The 14,443-nt window shown below is 59.9% G+C and carries 13 protein-coding genes; 5 read left to right on the plus strand and 8 right to left on the minus strand.

Annotated features, from left to right (window positions below; genetic code table 11):
- Positions 1 to 8: 8 nt before the first annotated feature.
- On the minus strand, positions 9 to 1,286 hold the full coding sequence (waaA, locus tag ACYZT5_RS22030) for a lipid IV(A) 3-deoxy-D-manno-octulosonic acid transferase (protein WP_462047393.1): 1,278 nt from the start codon (positions 1,284 to 1,286) through the stop codon (positions 9 to 11).
- Positions 1,287 to 1,297: 11 nt separating this feature from the next.
- Positions 1,298 to 2,200 carry a LysR family transcriptional regulator gene (locus tag ACYZT5_RS22035; protein ID WP_415772988.1) on the minus strand — a complete coding sequence of 301 codons (903 nt, stop codon included), beginning with the start codon at positions 2,198 to 2,200 and terminating at the stop codon, positions 1,298 to 1,300.
- Positions 2,201 to 2,303: 103 nt separating this feature from the next.
- Here ACYZT5_RS22035 and ACYZT5_RS22040 point away from each other — a divergent pair, with 103 nt between their 5' ends.
- The 4 genes from ACYZT5_RS22040 (at position 2,304) to ACYZT5_RS22055 (ending at position 5,820) form a co-directional block, all read left to right on the plus strand.
- On the plus strand, positions 2,304 to 2,636 hold the full coding sequence (locus ACYZT5_RS22040; RefSeq protein WP_008004867.1) for a DMT family transporter: 333 nt from the start codon (positions 2,304 to 2,306) through the stop codon (positions 2,634 to 2,636).
- A gap of 198 nt (positions 2,637 to 2,834) precedes the next feature.
- Positions 2,835 to 4,010: an NAD(P)/FAD-dependent oxidoreductase gene (locus ACYZT5_RS22045; RefSeq protein WP_462047394.1), complete on the plus strand. Its 1,176-nt coding sequence runs from the start codon at positions 2,835 to 2,837 to the stop codon at positions 4,008 to 4,010.
- Positions 4,007 to 4,819, plus strand: coding sequence for an aldo/keto reductase (locus ACYZT5_RS22050; protein ID WP_462047395.1), 813 nt, complete (start codon positions 4,007 to 4,009; stop codon positions 4,817 to 4,819). The genes ACYZT5_RS22045 and ACYZT5_RS22050 overlap by 4 nt, the downstream gene beginning before the upstream one ends.
- Positions 4,820 to 4,851: 32 nt before the next feature.
- The gene (locus tag ACYZT5_RS22055) at positions 4,852 to 5,820 is read left to right on the plus strand and encodes a metal ABC transporter ATPase (RefSeq protein ID WP_462003721.1); all 969 of its coding nucleotides are present in this window, start codon (positions 4,852 to 4,854) and stop codon (positions 5,818 to 5,820) included.
- A gap of 127 nt (positions 5,821 to 5,947) precedes the next feature.
- Here ACYZT5_RS22055 and hldE read toward each other — a convergent pair whose 3' ends face one another.
- Together hldE and msbA are read right to left on the minus strand one after the other, a co-directional pair.
- Positions 5,948 to 7,372 (minus strand): bifunctional D-glycero-beta-D-manno-heptose-7-phosphate kinase/D-glycero-beta-D-manno-heptose 1-phosphate adenylyltransferase HldE, encoded by a 1,425-nt coding sequence (gene hldE, locus ACYZT5_RS22060; protein ID WP_462047396.1) that lies wholly within the window; start codon positions 7,370 to 7,372, stop codon positions 5,948 to 5,950.
- 123 nt (positions 7,373 to 7,495) lie between these two features.
- The gene (msbA, locus tag ACYZT5_RS22065) at positions 7,496 to 9,298 is read right to left on the minus strand and encodes a lipid A export permease/ATP-binding protein MsbA (protein WP_462047397.1); all 1,803 of its coding nucleotides are present in this window, start codon (positions 9,296 to 9,298) and stop codon (positions 7,496 to 7,498) included.
- Between the two features lie 115 nt (positions 9,299 to 9,413).
- On the opposite strand from msbA, the gene ACYZT5_RS22070 reads away from it, so the two are divergent.
- Complete coding sequence (locus ACYZT5_RS22070; protein ID WP_462047398.1) at positions 9,414 to 10,055, plus strand: BUD32 family EKC/KEOPS complex subunit; 642 nt, start codon at positions 9,414 to 9,416, stop codon at positions 10,053 to 10,055.
- A 42-nt stretch (positions 10,056 to 10,097) separates the two neighbouring features.
- On the opposite strand, the gene ACYZT5_RS22075 is transcribed toward ACYZT5_RS22070, so the two are convergent.
- The 4 genes from ACYZT5_RS22075 to ACYZT5_RS22090 are packed head-to-tail and all read right to left on the minus strand — an operon-like array spanning position 10,098 to position 14,441.
- Entirely contained in the window at positions 10,098 to 11,225 is a 1,128-nt protein-coding gene (locus ACYZT5_RS22075; protein ID WP_462047399.1) for an O-antigen ligase domain-containing protein, read from the minus strand.
- Positions 11,226 to 11,250: 25 nt separating this feature from the next.
- Positions 11,251 to 12,018 carry a glycosyltransferase family 2 protein gene (locus ACYZT5_RS22080; protein WP_462047400.1) on the minus strand — a complete coding sequence of 256 codons (768 nt, stop codon included), beginning with the start codon at positions 12,016 to 12,018 and terminating at the stop codon, positions 11,251 to 11,253.
- 39 nt (positions 12,019 to 12,057) lie between these two features.
- On the minus strand, positions 12,058 to 13,014 hold the full coding sequence (locus ACYZT5_RS22085) for a glycosyltransferase family protein (protein ID WP_462047401.1): 957 nt from the start codon (positions 13,012 to 13,014) through the stop codon (positions 12,058 to 12,060).
- Positions 13,011 to 14,441 carry a PIG-L deacetylase family protein gene (locus tag ACYZT5_RS22090; RefSeq protein ID WP_462047402.1) on the minus strand — a complete coding sequence of 477 codons (1,431 nt, stop codon included), beginning with the start codon at positions 14,439 to 14,441 and terminating at the stop codon, positions 13,011 to 13,013. The genes ACYZT5_RS22085 and ACYZT5_RS22090 overlap by 4 nt, the downstream gene beginning before the upstream one ends.
- Positions 14,442 to 14,443 lie beyond the last annotated feature (2 nt).

Consider the following 14,443-nt stretch of genomic DNA (forward strand, 5'->3'; position numbering starts at 1 on the left):
GACGCGATCTAACGGTCGATCAACCGCCCCAACCCATCCAGCAACCGCTGTAACGCGCCCTGATTGGTGCGCATCACTTTCAGCCCCGCCTCCGCCATCCGCTGCGCATCCCGTGGCAACTCGAACAGTCGCTGCACGGCCAGCGCCAGACCTTCGGCATCCTCCACTTCCTGCAACGCCCCGGCACTGCGCAACTGCGCGGCGATTTCGAGGAAGTTAAACAGGTGCGGCCCACTCAACACCGGTTTGGCCAGAGCAGCCGGTTCCAGCAGGTTGTGCCCGCCGTTCGGCACCAGACTGCCGCCCACAAAAGCGCTGTCAGCCAAGGCATACAGAAACAGCAACTCACCCATGGTGTCGCCCACCAGCACTGAAGTCTGCGCGGTGACCGGGTCGCCAGTGGACCGACGTAGCGTGGCGAAACCCTGTTGCTGACACAACTCGAACACCGAATTGAATCGCTCTGGATGGCGCGGCACCAGAATCAGCAACGCATCGGGATGATTGGCCAGCAACTGACGATGAGCCGCCAGCACCACCTCGTCTTCGCCTTCGTGGGTACTGGCAGCGATCCATACCGGACGTTCCTGAGCCTGCCATTGCGTACGCAACTCGGCGGCACGCAGCAGCAGTTTCGGGTCGATGGTCAGGTCGAATTTGATCGAGCCGGTCACTTCCACGGTTTGCGACCGCGCCCCCAAATCGCGGAAGCGCTGCGCCTCGGCCTCGGTCTGCACCGCGAACAGGCTCATCTCGGCGAGCATCGGCTGAGTCAGTTTGCCGAAGCGGCCATAGCCCTTGGCCGAACGCTCGGACAATCGCGCATTGGCCAGTGCCACGGGAATCCCGCGTTTGGCGCACTGATGAATATGGTTCGGCCAGAGCTCGGTCTCCATGATCACCGCCAATTTCGGCTGGACCCGATCAAGAAATCGCTTCGCCGCGCAAGGCAAGTCGTAGGGCAAATAGCAGTGCTGGATGCGCGGCTCATTGGCGAACAGCGCCTGGATGCGCTCCGAACCGGTCGGGGTCATGCAGGTCACGGTAATGGGCAACTGTGGGTAACGTTGCAGCAAGGCGCGAATCATCGGCGCCGCGGCAATGCTTTCGCCCACCGACACCGCGTGCACCCAGATGCCGCCGGGCTTCATCACCGGCAGTCCAAGGGAGAAACGTTCGCCAATGCGCTTGGCGTACGCCGGCGCCTTGCGCGCCCGCAACCAAAGCCGAATCGCTACCAATGGCAGCCCCAGGTAAAACAGCGCGGTGTAGAGAGTTCTATTCATGGCGGCGGAGTTTATCGGCTTTTTTCGCCGATCGCCTGCAAGTGCACGGCAAAACGCTCCGCCAACCAACGAGCCGCCGGCCCCAGAGGTTCATCGCGGCGCCAGACCAGCTCCACCACCAGCGCCGGCGGGGTCCACTCGCTGACCAGCTCGACCATCAGATCCTGATACGCGGGGTACTGCACCACGTGGCGCGGCAGCCAGGCCCAGCCGAGGCCGCGCACCAGCCATTCAGCCATCACGTAGAAACTGTCGGCCCGCCAGACTTGCGGGCTGGCGGGCTCGCTTCCGGGATAGACACTGGACTGTGTGGACATCAGCAACTGTCGATGCTGCGCCAGTTGCTGACAGTCGACCTGAGCCTGTTTCGCGAGTGGGTGGCCGACGCCGCACACCGTGACCATTTCGACGCTGCCCAACACCCGCCGTTCGAGCGCTTCGGGAATCTGGTCGTGATAAAACAGCAGCCCCAGATCGGCCCGACGTTCCACCAGTTTGCGCGCAACATCGCCCTGGGCGGCGCTGGTCAGTTGCACTTCAAGGCTGGGAAATTGCTGAGCCAGGGCTTCGAAGCTTTCGATAATCGGTTGATAGGGCATCGCCTCATCCTGGGCCACACGCAAACGCGCCTCCTGGCCGCGCATCATTGCCAGCGCCCGACCGTTAAGGCGTTCGCATTGGCGCAGCACCTCCCGCGCCTCGTCCAGCAATGCGTTACCGGCCTCGGTGAGTTTCGGCTGGCGGCCGCTGCTGCGGTCGAACAGACTGACGCCCAGGTCCTCTTCCAGCAGCGCAATCGAACTGCTGACCGCCGACTGCGCCTTGCGCTGATCCCGCGCCACCGCAGAAAACGAACGCTGCTCCGCTACGCTGACAAACAGCCGCAGCTGCTCCAGATTCCATTGCGTATTCATGGCTCAACCCATCTTCAGAACAGATAGGTAATGACTTTACCGCATCTGGAGAATCTCTAGAATGCCGACCTCAGAAAGCAACACTTCACACGAGGATGCACCTATGACCGCTTACTACTACCTGGCCATCGCCATCTGCGCCGAAGTGATCGCCACTGTTTCGATGAAAGCAGTCAAAGGCTTCAGCACCCCACTGCCGCTGTTGTTGGTCATCGTCGGCTACGGCATCGCCTTCTGGATGCTCACGCTGGTAGTGCGCAGCGTTCCGGTGGGCGTCGCCTACGCGGTGTGGGCCGGCATGGGAATCGTGATGGTCAGTGTGGCGGCGCTGTTTATCTACGGGCAGAAACTGGATGTGCCGGCAATGCTGGGGATGGCGCTCATCGTATTGGGCGTAGTGGTGATCCAGCTCTTCTCCAAAACTGCTGGCCATTAAGTGCGCAACACATTCCATTGTGGGAGCGAGCCTGCTCGCGAAGAGGGTGTGTCAGTCGACATCAATGTTGCCTGACACGCCGCTTTCGCGAGCAGGCTCGCTCCCACAGGTTTTGCGTCCGCCCTATTCATCACCAACAAATCCACTCTTCTTCGAGTCTGTATACTGCGCCCTCGTCTTGAACACTGAGGTCGCTGCATGCCATCCGTTATTTCCACCGACGTTCTGATTGTCGGCGCTGGTGTCGCCGGCCTCTGGCTGAATGCGCGCCTGCGCCGCCAGGGTTTTTCGACCGTGCTGGTGGAAAGCGCCAGCCTCGGCGGCGGGCAGAGCGTGAAGTCTCAGGGCATCATCCACGGCGGCGCCAAGTACGCGTTGCATGGCGCCCTGACCGGTGCATCGGAAGCCATCGCCGACATGCCTCGGCGCTGGCGTGAAGCCCTGGCCGGTGATGGCGAGCTGGATCTGACCGGCGTGCGCCTGCTGTCCGAAGCCCATTACCTCTGGTCCCCCGGTACGATCGCCGGCAATCTCACCAGTTTTTTCGCCAGCAAAGCCGTGCGCGGTCGTGTCGATCAGGTCAAGGGTGAGCAACTGCCACCCGCCCTGCAAGACAAGCGCTTCAAGGGCAAGGTCTATCGTCTGGCGGAACTGGTGATCGACGTGCCGAGCCTGATTCAGCGCCTCGCCGATCTGGCGGGTGATGGTTTGCTCGCCGGTCAGAAAATCGAACCGTTGCTGGAAGGTGGCGTTCTGGTCGGCCTCAAAGTCGACGAGCGAGAAATCCGCGCCCAGCGCATCGTCCTCAGTGCAGGGGCCGGTACGGCAGCACTGCTCGAAGCCCTGGGGCTGAGCCAGCCCGCCATGCAACGCCGGCCGCTGCACATGATCATCGCCAAAGGCCCGGGTCTCAAACCGCTGTATGCCCACTGCCTGGGCGGCGGCACCAAACCGCGCATTACCGTCACCACTCATCCGGCCGCCGATGGCCAATGGGTCTGGTACCTGGGCGGCGATATCGCCGAAGCAGAAGGTGTCACTCGTGAACCCGCGGCACAAATCGCCACGGCGCAGAAAGAACTCGGCCAGTTGCTGCCATGGATCGACCTGAGCACGGCGCAATGGGCGACCTTGCGAGTGGATCGCGCCGAGCCGCTACAATCGGGGCTGACTCGCCCCGACAACGCGTTTATTGCCGAAGAGGGCCGGTTGCTGGTTGGTTGGCCGACCAAACTGGCCCTCGCGCCAGACTTCGCCGACCGGGTCATCGCCTCCTTGCAGCGCGACGGCATCCAGCCAAGCCATCCGGCGCCGCTGCCCGATCTGCCAAAACCGCCGATGGGCGTCCCTGCCTGGGAGCAACTGCTGCCATGAGCCAACCGACCCTGCACGATCTGCATCGCCCGCTGGGCAGCACCGGCCTGCTGGTTTCGCCACTGGGCCTGGGCACGGTAAAACTCGGCCGTGACCAAGGCGTGAAATACCCCAACGGTTTCCAGATTCCCGATGACGACGAAGCGCGCATGCTGCTCAAACTCGCGCGCGACCTGGGCATTAACCTGATTGATACTGCCCCGGCTTATGGCCGCAGCGAAGAACGCCTCGGCCCATTGCTGCGTGGGCAGCGTCAGGATTGGGTGATCGTCAGCAAGGTCGGCGAAGAGTTTGCCGACGGCCAGTCGAGCCACGATTTCAGCGCCGCCCACACGCGATTGTCGGTGGAGCGCAGCCTGCAACGCCTGGAAACGGATTTTATCGACCTGGTGCTTGTGCACTCCGACGGCAACGACCTGGCGATCCTCAATGACAGCGAAGTCTATGCGACCCTCGCGGCGCTGAAGAGCGAGGGCAAGATTCGCGGCTTCGGTTTTTCCGGCAAAACCGTCGAAGGCGGTTTGAAGGCTCTGGAACAAGGCGATTGCGCCATGGTCACCTACAATCTGAACGAGCAGAACGAGAAGCCGGTCATTGACTATGCTGCTGCTCACGGCAAAGCCATTCTGGTCAAAAAAGCCCTCGCCAGCGGCCACGTATGCCTGAGTCCGGGCGTGGACCCTGTTCGCGCCAGCTTCGAGTTGTTGTTTGAACATCCGGGTGTTGCCAGTGCTATTGTCGGGACCATTAATCCGCTGCACCTCGCCCATAACGTCGCGACCGTTGCCCAGGTCCTACGTAGAAACTGATGCCGCCCACGCGGCCTTAAGCAGGAGCCGACATGCCGCGTACGCTCATAAGAAAGAACCCGAGCAACTTCAAGACCCTGCCGTTATTCGTCGAAGCGACTCCCGAAGGCCTGAGTTATCAAAGCGTCGGGATGCCGCTCAATTTCTCCCAGACCCTGCAACGTCGCCGCCCGGTGACGGTAGCCGACACTCAGCGGTTTTCGCTTGAGCTGGCCAACCTTGGGGTCTCGGTGCGCCTGACCCTTCATTGGCAAAATCGCGACTACTGGGTGTTGGTCCGTCAGCGTCGGCAAGACCGTGGCGATGTGGTGCTCAAGCTGATCTCCGGCTACGTACCGGCCCACGAGCTGAACCTGCCGCTGCACACGGCGATCCAGGAGATTGCCGAAGAGTGCTTGTTGGAAACGCCGGAAGGCTGGCTCGGCGGGCGCTTCAACGACACTTGGCTGCCGGCGCCCTACTCGTCCGCCCTGCATTATCGCGAGGCGTTGCCGTTTCGCCTGACGCCGCTATCCGGTTCGGCGCGGCCGGTGCGTTGCGCCAAGATGCAGTTGATCGAACGTCCGCGGGCTTACGTGCATTTGCCGACCGCGTCGCTGCAATTGATCTATGACTTGCGCCTGGACGTGCCCAAGGAAGCCAAATCCTTGAGTTTGTTTCATGTCGACGAACGACTGGAGGGCGATCAACTGGTAGCCCGCCTCGATCGCAAACGCCCCGATCTGTATTTAATGCCACTGCAGGACGGCCAGCCGATGGCCGAGCTGTATACCTTGAAGAAGGATCAGCTGTACCCGGCGAGTACTCGCGGGTTGTACCTGGCAGAGAGTTTTGCCCAGCAGGAAGGCTGGCTGGTGCGGGACGAGCGGATTCGCTGGAAGGATTGGGTGCGGCAACAGGGTTTGAGCCCGCCGGGGAAGGATTCCGGATTAGCCCGGTTGCGTGGGAAGGCGAAGCTATTACTGAAGAAGATTGTGCCGCGTAAAAAAGTCAGCTCCTGATTGATCGTTCCCACGTCGAGGCGTCGAACCGTCCGCGTGGGAATGCCTCAATGGACGCTCTGCGTCCGCTTTGGGACGCAGAGCGTCCCGGGCTGCATTCCCACGCGGAGCGTGGGAACGATCAGGGTCACTCGGATTTGCGGATCTTCTCGACAATCGCTGTGGTCGAGCTGTTTTCCACCAGCCCCAGCACTTTCACAGTTCCGCCGTAAGCAGTCACGATGTCCGCGCCGACCACTTGCTCGATCCCGTAGTCCCCACCCTTGACCAGCACATCCGGCTTGACCTCGCGCAGCAGGTTTTCCGGGGTGCCTTCAGCGAAACTGATCACCCAATCCACGGCGCCCAGACCGGCCAGTACGGCCATGCGACGGTCGACGCTGTTGATCGGACGACCCGGGCCTTTCAGTCGGCTGACCGACGCATCGTCGTTGACCGCAACGATCAAGCGATCGCCCTGGGCCCGCGCCTGCTCGAGGTAGGTCACGTGGCCGGCGTGCAAAATGTCGAAGCAGCCGTTGGTGAAGACGATCTTCTCTTTATGCGCACGCGCATCATCGACCGCCAGCAACAGCTGCTCAAGACCGAGCACACCACGCTCAGAACCTTCCTCACGCTGGATAGCGCGACGCAGTTCCGGCGCGCTGATGGCCGCCGTACCGAGTTTGCCGACCACGATGCCCGCAGCCAGATTGGCCAGGGCCACCGCGTGCGGCAGTTCTTCGCCAGCGGCAATGGCGGCCGCCAGGGTGGAAATCACCGTGTCGCCGGCACCGGTCACGTCGAACACTTCACGGGCACGGGCCGGCAGGTGCAGTGCCGGATGATCCGGACGCAGCAGAGTCATGCCGTGTTCACCACGGGTCACCAGCAATGCGCCGAGGTCGAGGTCGTGCATCAATTGCGCGCCCTTGGTCGCCAGCTCGTGTTCGTCGATGCAAGCACCGACGATGGTTTCGAACTCGCTGAGGTTCGGCGTGATCAGGCTCGCACCACGGTAGATCGAGAAATCCTTGCCCTTGGGGTCGGCCAGCACCGGAATGCCACGGGCGCGGGCGGCCTGGATCAACACCTGATGGTTTTTCAGCGCGCCTTTGCCGTAGTCGGACAGCACCAGCACCTTGATGCCTTCGAGCAATTCGTCGACTTGCGCGCCCAACGCCAGGGCGTCGGTGGCGAAGGGTTCTTCGAAGTCGATACGCAGCAGTTGCTGGTGACGGCTCATGACCCGCAGCTTGACGATGGTCGGCTGATGCGCGATGCGCTGGAACAACGCTCGTACGCCAGCGCCCTTGAGGCTATTGACCAGGCTGTCGGCAGCTTCATCGTCGCCGGTCACGCCAACCAGCGAGGCTGGTGCGCCGAGGGCGGCAATGTTCAACGCAACGTTGGCGGCACCGCCCGGGCGGTCCTCGATTTGCTCGACCTTGACTACCGGTACCGGCGCCTCAGGGGAAATCCGTGAGGTACCACCATGCCAGTAACGGTCGAGCATGACATCGCCGACCACCAAGACAGGGGCTTGATCGAATCGCGGCATGGACAACTTCATGGAGCAACCCACATACAAAATGAACAGGGGCGCGATATTAACACAGGGTAGGCGTGGGCTTGCGCATGGCATTAATGAGAAGATTTTTTGCGGCCGCCACCCCTCGGTGGCGGCCAGCGGAGGTCAGGCGATTCCGGCGGTGACCGGCTCGTCCAGCCCCATCGCGTGCAGGCGCGAGTAGTAGCCGTTTTGCGCCAACAGTTGAGCGTGGGTACCGCGCTCGACGATTTCACCATGGTCCATGACCAGGATCATGTCGGCCTTCTCGATGGTCGACAACCGGTGAGCAATCACCAGCGTGGTGCGACCTTTCATGACCTGATCCAGTGCAGCCTGAATATGCCGCTCGGACTCGGTATCGAGCGCCGACGTTGCCTCGTCGAGAATCAGCAACGGTGCGTTCTTCAACAAGGCCCGGGCAATCGCCAGGCGCTGACGCTGGCCACCGGACAGCAACACGCCGTTTTCCCCGACCTGGGTGTCCAGGCCTTGCGGCATCTCCGAGATGAAGTCCATCGCGTAAGCATCCGTGGCGGCCTTTTCAATGTCGGCACGTGGTGCGCCGGCGAGGTCACCGTAAGCGATGTTGTTGGCGATGGTGTCGTTGAACAGGGTCACATGCTGTGTCACCTGCGCCACGTGCCGACGCAGATTGCGCAGACGATAATCTTCGATTTCCACGTCATCGAGCATGATCTCGCCGGTTTCGTGGTGATAGAAACGCGGAATAAGGCTGGCCAGGGTCGACTTGCCGCTACCCGAACGACCAACCAGGGCGATCATTTGCCCCGGTGCCGCGGTGAAGCTGATGTTCTTCAGCACTTCACGCTCGGTCCCCGGATAGGTGAAGCTCAGGTTGCGCACGTCCAGGTGGCCGGTGACGCGATCGCGCTCGACGGTACCCTTGTCAATCTCTGGTTCAACGTCCAGTTGCTCGAAAATGCTCTCGGCACCGGCGACGCCTTTCTGGATCGTCGAACTGACTTCCGACAACTGTCGAATCGGCTTGGGCAACAGGCCCGCCGCGGTGATGTAGGCCACCAGGTCACCGGCGGTGGCGTCGCCGCGCAGGAACAGCACCAGGAACATCAGCACCGCCATGGCGGTGTAGATCACCAATTGCAACATGGGTGTGTAGACCGCACCGGTCTTGGTCATGCGCAATTGCTTGTCGGTGTTGCCCTGACTGGCTTCGGCAAAACGACGCTCTTCATAGCTCTCGCCGCCGAAGCTGCGCACCACGCGATAACCCTGGATGGTCTCGGAGGCCACGTGAGTCACGTCGCCCATCGCCACCTGGATTTTCTTGCTCTGCTTGCGGAATTTTTTGCTGGTGCTGCTGACCATGATCGCGATGATTGGCAGGATCGCCAGCATCACCAGGGTCAACTTCCAGTTCATCCACAACAGGTAAGCAAACAGGAACACCACGGTCAGGCCTTCACGAATGACCACTTTGATGGCGTCCGTGGCCGCACCGGTGACCATGGTCACGTTGAAAGTGATGCGCGAAATCAGGTGCCCGGAGTTATGGGTATCGAAATAACGGTTGGGCAATACCAGCAACTTGTTGAACAGTTCAACACGCAAGTCGTGGACCAGCCCCAAGGATACTTTGGCCAGGTAATAGTTACCCAGGAAAGACCCCAGGCCTTGCCAGGCGGCGATCAGGATGATCAGCAGCGGCACAGCCATCAGCAACTGCAAGTCTTGCAGATAGGGAACAGTCGGGAAGAGCACCGCTTCAGGGTTGCTCAGGCCATCAACGAAATATTTAAGAATCCCGGCGAGCATGGGCTGCGTCGAGGCAAAAATCACAAAGCCGACAATACTGATGGCAAACATGCCCCAGTACGGACGCACATACGACAGCAGGCGCAGGTAAATCTTCAAGCTCGACGGCGCAGGCGAATCAGGGCTGGTCATGAGAACCCGTTGTATGAGAAAAGAGCCCGCGAGTGTAACACAGGCCATTTTAGTCGCTGACCTGCGGTAACATGGCCGGCTATCCATGCCTCACGGCGCCCAACCCGGAGTATTGATGCAAGCGCTTGATCACACCCGATATCTCGCCCTGCGCGAGGGAGCACAAGTCCTTGAAGCGGATGGTTCGGGGGACAAGGTTCTGCGGTTGACGGACGGTTCAATACTCAAACTGTTTCGCCGCAAGCGCCTGCTGACATCGGCCGCATGGTATCCGTACGCCAAACGCTTTGCCGACAACTGCGATGCGTTGCGTGAACGGCAGATCCCCTGCCCGTCGATTCGTCAGGTTTACCGCATCCCGAGTATCGAGCGCGATGCCGTGCACTACGATCCACTACCGGGCCAGACCCTGCGCCAGCTACTGGACACCCAGGGCGATGCCGATCCGTTGCGCGGTCAATTGGGGGTCTTCATGGCCACTTTGCATGAGCGGGGGATTTATTTCCGCTCGGCGCACCTGGGCAACATCGTGCTCACACCCGAGCATCAGTTGGGCCTGATCGACATTGCCGACATGCGGGTGTATCGCCGTCCGTTGCGCAAGACCCTGCGGCTGCGCAACTTCAAGCATATGGTGCGTTACCCGCAAGACCGGCAATGGTTGCTTGACGGTCGCGGCGAAGTCTTCATGCACAATTATGGCCAGACCCAGAGCATCTGCTCCCCGGAGGAGCTGAGCGTCGCCCTGCAAAAATGATCTGAGCGCCTTCGCCTCCGGGGAGGAGACGAAGGCCAGGCATTACGCCAGCGCGGGTTGCCGCGCCTTCAGCACGCGAGAGAGGATCATCGCTGCGGGCAGCAGCACCAGTGGCCACAACTCGTCAGGGTTACCGATCAGCAAACTGCCATCGAAGTTCAGCATCACCAGCGCACACGCCAGGTACATACCCCACACGTCGCGCAGCCGCCAGGCCTGCCAAAGGGATGCTGCCATCAGCGCAACGAACAACACCAGCGCGACCCCGCCGCTGTACAGCCCCAGCGCTACGAAAATATTGTGCGGATGCTGAATCGGCATCCAGCCATCGAGTACCTGGGCGGTGTGAAAGTTGATGCCGCAGCCCAGTACCCAGCCGCAGTGGCGCCACTCGCCGACCATGATATGAAAAATCTCGATGCGGTACGAATCACCTCGGTTCCAGAGGGACTGGTACCAGGCTTCGTTGTGCACCACCAAAAACAGTAGGCCTAAAACGATTGCGCAAATTGCCACCGCACCGCCTACCAGCCGCGGCCTGTGGTAAATGCCGTAAAGCACCCACATACCAAACAGGAACACTGCCCCCACAAACGCAGTACGCGTCTGCAGGACGAAGGCTACCGCGAACACCGACAAAACGATGGCCAGGCCAGCTTCGATGTACTTTCGCTCCTTGAACCAGATGGGCAGTGCCAGCGCCAACGCACAGAACAGCCAAATGCTGGCGTAGATGACGTTCTCCAAACGCGCCGGAAGCAGCCCCACCCGGCCGCCGACGGCGAACTCACCGGTTGCCCAACCGTAGAGTGCGCTGCCGAAGATGTACAACGTCAGAATCCAGAACTGAGCGCGAATAAACGCCGCGCTGCGGAAGAACTGCGGATCGGTAAGGGCGCCGGCCACCATGACGAACATCAGTACATAGAAGACGTGCTTGTAGAACTGCATCTGCCCTGCAATCGTTGCAGGCACCAGAAACCACAGAATGAACGCCAGCCAGCCCCATGCCAGCGGCTCCTTGAGCAAGCCCGCCCCGCGCTCCTTGATCAGAAAGACCAGGCCCGGCAATGCCATCAGGACGTAGAACAGGTTATTGGTCCACTTCGACGACCAGCCCACCACAAAGCTCAAAAGAAACAGACAGAGCACCGTTCCGAAATACGCCATGGTGTTCTTTCCTGGCTTCATGCCGCTAAATTCCATGGAGTACCCAACCTATTGCCAGACCCAAGATAAGAGCTGCGATCAGCTTCAGCCGATCGAGACGTTTACGCCGTAATTTGTTCTCCCGCTCCTTGGGAACCACCACATGCTCACCGAAACCGGTGTGCAATACCGCGTCGTTTTCCAGAATCAACGCATAGCGATTTTCGCCAGCATACAGACGCGACAGGTCTTTCTCCCCGGAAAATGCGGAATACGGTGCATGCGTCAAGTAATCCGCACGACGGCGCAGCCCTGGATTAAAGGAAAAACCTTGCCACTCGGCTTTTTGCGAGCCCAATACATGGAAAGGAATGCCATGGCTGACTTTGCGCTCGTTCAGGAACACGTAAGGACTGTGAACCATCAGGTCATGATTGAAGCTGCGCAGCCACACTTGCAGCGCCTGTGGATCTTCCTCCAGCAGGCATTGGGACTCTTCGATAAACCCTTCACGGTAGAAGTCCCAGTCGTCTTCACAGTGAAAAATCCACGACGTCTGCACCTCGGCATAGGCGGCATCGATGGATCGCAACTGGCCCAAGCGTGGCTTGTTGATGAAAAACTGGGTATGCGCCCTCCAGTGCTCCGGAATACAGGCCTCTACGGCGCTGTCGCCGGAGTCCTCGGTGATGAACACTTTACGGATGGGAGCCGTGTTGAACCGGTCAAACGTCTCGAGGGTACGCTTCAACAGATCGAAGCGACCGCAACTAGTGATTACTACCGAAATGTCGCTAGTCTCGCTGAACAGCATTTATTTACACCGCACCATTGGTTGTTTAATCGCCCGGCTTCACAGCCCCAGCGACAAGCGTAATTTTTCTTTCCAGCCCAGCGGGACATGCTCGCGCAGCGGTGCACGCAGGGCCTCGACAATCGCATGCCCGACAGCCCGGAACGTGTAACGCTGCTCTACCAGAGCCTGTCCGGCCAATGAAATGGTCTCGGTCAGCTGTGGGGACTCGCGCAACACCGCCAGTTTTTCCCTGAGTTCGTCGCGGGTTCGATAGAGCACGATGTTGTGCATATCGACAAACCCCAGCGCGCGATTCTCTGCTTCCCCTTGATCGTAAGCAAACAGCACACAACCACAGGCCATGGCCTCGAAATTCTTGATCATGTATTCGCCCATGCCGACGTCGGCACTCACGAAGTAACGGATCCGGCTCAACGTCTCGCAGTATTCCTCACCCGACTTGGTGCGCGTGATCAGCAGGTTCTCCACGTCGGCCACGGACTCGAGCATGGCCTTGCGTCCGGCATACGCCACGCTGTTGAGACTACCGACGAAACCCAGTTCGATATCACGTTCACGCTGGCAGTTTTGCAACAGCGCCTGATCGTAGCCCTTGGGCACGAAATGCGCGTCAAACCCTTCATCACGCAAGCGCTGGCTGACCATGAAACCCGAGCAGATCACCCGCACCCAAGGCAGCTTGTGGTAATGGGCGCTGAACTTGCCCGTGTACTTGCACGGGATGTAATTCTGGTAGGCATCGTGTTCCAGAATAACCAGATTAGGCAGGGTTTGTATGAACCTCACCTGTCTGATTTCTTTTTTGAAGCGCAGGAAGAACACAATCCTGTCATAGCGGCTCACATCGACATGCTCGCGAAAGTAACCCCGCAAGTCGTCCTGCTCCGCGCTGGTCAGCTCACGCTTGTCGCAGTCGCAGCACTCGGCGATACCGTCATACAGTCGATCGAGGATCGCTCGCTGCTCTTTCTGCACCAGAAACAGAACTTTCAATTGGTCTCTCTCTTTCCAGACAGCTCTTGGACCCAGAATAATTCGTGGCGTCGCACCGCTTTACGGAAGAACTCGTTTTCGCCGAAAGCCGGCCAGTGTCGGGCCGCCAGACAACGTTGTATCGCCCGACGAAGTAGACGCTTGAGGGGAAGCCGGGGCTGAAGGTCGTGCATCATGCCCAACGACATAGCCTTGTTCCACTGCTTTTCGGTCGACAGGCAAAGCGCCCAGGGCCGCAACGATTCATGTCTATTGATCTGTGGCGGCAGTGTCACGCCAGTGCTGGCATCACCCATTGGCCAGCGATCGTTATCGTGTAGATGATTGGCGTAATGCAATAAGGTTTCAGGTTGCCAGGCTGTACCGCTCAGTGCCTGCATCACCGCCTGTTGTGAGCATAGATGGTCTGGGTGCGGGTCGAAACGCGGATGTGGCAAGACAATGACCTGGGGCTGGATACGCTCGATCAACTCACTCAGGTCGGCCAGAAGATTGTTCCAGGACGGTATGCCATCGATGTCACTGCCCAGGGCAAACGGATTGAACCGTCGAAAATATCGAGTATCGCCAAGCTGTGCCTCACGGGACACCACGGCCTCGGTCGGCGCACTTTGCATGGCGGGCAATTGCAGGCAAAAATACCCCAACTGAATGCAGCGTTCCTGAGGTACGCCGCCCCACAGCGGCACGCTGAGACTGTCCCAGGCGCGAAGCGAGCCTTTCAGCCGAGACGCTTCGACGCCGTTGAGCCCCATCTGCTGATAGTGCTCGGCCTCGATTTCACCGGCGGTCATGGTCACGATCCAGCTTTGACTGGCGCTGCTGTACAACCCGAATGCGGCCAACTCGGCATCGTCGGCGTGGGGCGCAATCACCATTACCCGCTGACGGCTGTAATCCGGATGCTCGAACGCCCAGAGCACCGGCTCACCGAGCAATCGGCAGAAACGCCCGCGTAGACGTAACTCACCTTGCGAAAGAACATGCGCCTGACCACTGAGGTTAAGGTAACGCAGGCCATTCACACCACGCTCGAAGGTTTGTCGGTCCGGGTTATCCCCCCCCGACAACTCGACCACTGGATCGATAAAGCGTCCCAGCCAGGTGCTTTTTATCCGCAACGCCAGGATCAGGGTGGCGTCGTCGACCAGCATGACGCCGTCGTCCAGGCGCAAACGCTCACCATCAAGGTGAACCTTGGGCTGTTGGGTGTACGGAGGGAAGCTGTACTGGTAATCGTCTTTGGGCGAATAAAACAAATGGTCGGCGAACCATGCCTCGTGGGCAATCCAGCCCAGAACCGCGAGCACCAACGGCAGCCACCAGCTCACCAGCAAGCCGATGGCAATCAATAGCGCCAGCGCAATGAGCAGACCAATGCGTTTGGTGCGCCGATGGCGCTTGAGCAATTGCTGTTTGCGGTTCATGG

The sequence above is a fragment of the Pseudomonas sp. LB3P14 genome (assembly GCF_054898045.1).

Bases quoted from the DNA above. Each gene is read 5' to 3' on its own strand.
- ACYZT5_RS22070 (WP_462047398.1), top strand. From the start codon at position 9,414: ATGCAAGCGCTTGATCACACCCGATATCTCGCCCTGCGCGAGGGAGCA.
- ACYZT5_RS22035 (WP_415772988.1), bottom strand. From the start codon at position 2,200: ATGAATACGCAATGGAATCTGGAGCAGCTGCGGCTGTTTGTCAGCGTA.
- waaA (WP_462047393.1), bottom strand. From the start codon at position 1,286: ATGAATAGAACTCTCTACACCGCGCTGTTTTACCTGGGGCTGCCATTG.
- hldE (WP_462047396.1), bottom strand. From the start codon at position 7,372: ATGAAGTTGTCCATGCCGCGATTCGATCAAGCCCCTGTCTTGGTGGTC.
- ACYZT5_RS22075 (WP_462047399.1), bottom strand. From the start codon at position 11,225: ATGGCGTATTTCGGAACGGTGCTCTGTCTGTTTCTTTTGAGCTTTGTG.
- ACYZT5_RS22040 (WP_008004867.1), top strand. From the start codon at position 2,304: ATGACCGCTTACTACTACCTGGCCATCGCCATCTGCGCCGAAGTGATC.
- msbA (WP_462047397.1), bottom strand. From the start codon at position 9,298: ATGACCAGCCCTGATTCGCCTGCGCCGTCGAGCTTGAAGATTTACCTG.
- ACYZT5_RS22055 (WP_462003721.1), top strand. From the start codon at position 4,852: ATGCCGCGTACGCTCATAAGAAAGAACCCGAGCAACTTCAAGACCCTG.
- ACYZT5_RS22080 (WP_462047400.1), bottom strand. From the start codon at position 12,018: ATGCTGTTCAGCGAGACTAGCGACATTTCGGTAGTAATCACTAGTTGC.
- ACYZT5_RS22050 (WP_462047395.1), top strand. From the start codon at position 4,007: ATGAGCCAACCGACCCTGCACGATCTGCATCGCCCGCTGGGCAGCACC.
- ACYZT5_RS22045 (WP_462047394.1), top strand. From the start codon at position 2,835: ATGCCATCCGTTATTTCCACCGACGTTCTGATTGTCGGCGCTGGTGTC.
- ACYZT5_RS22090 (WP_462047402.1), bottom strand. From the start codon at position 14,441: ATGAACCGCAAACAGCAATTGCTCAAGCGCCATCGGCGCACCAAACGC.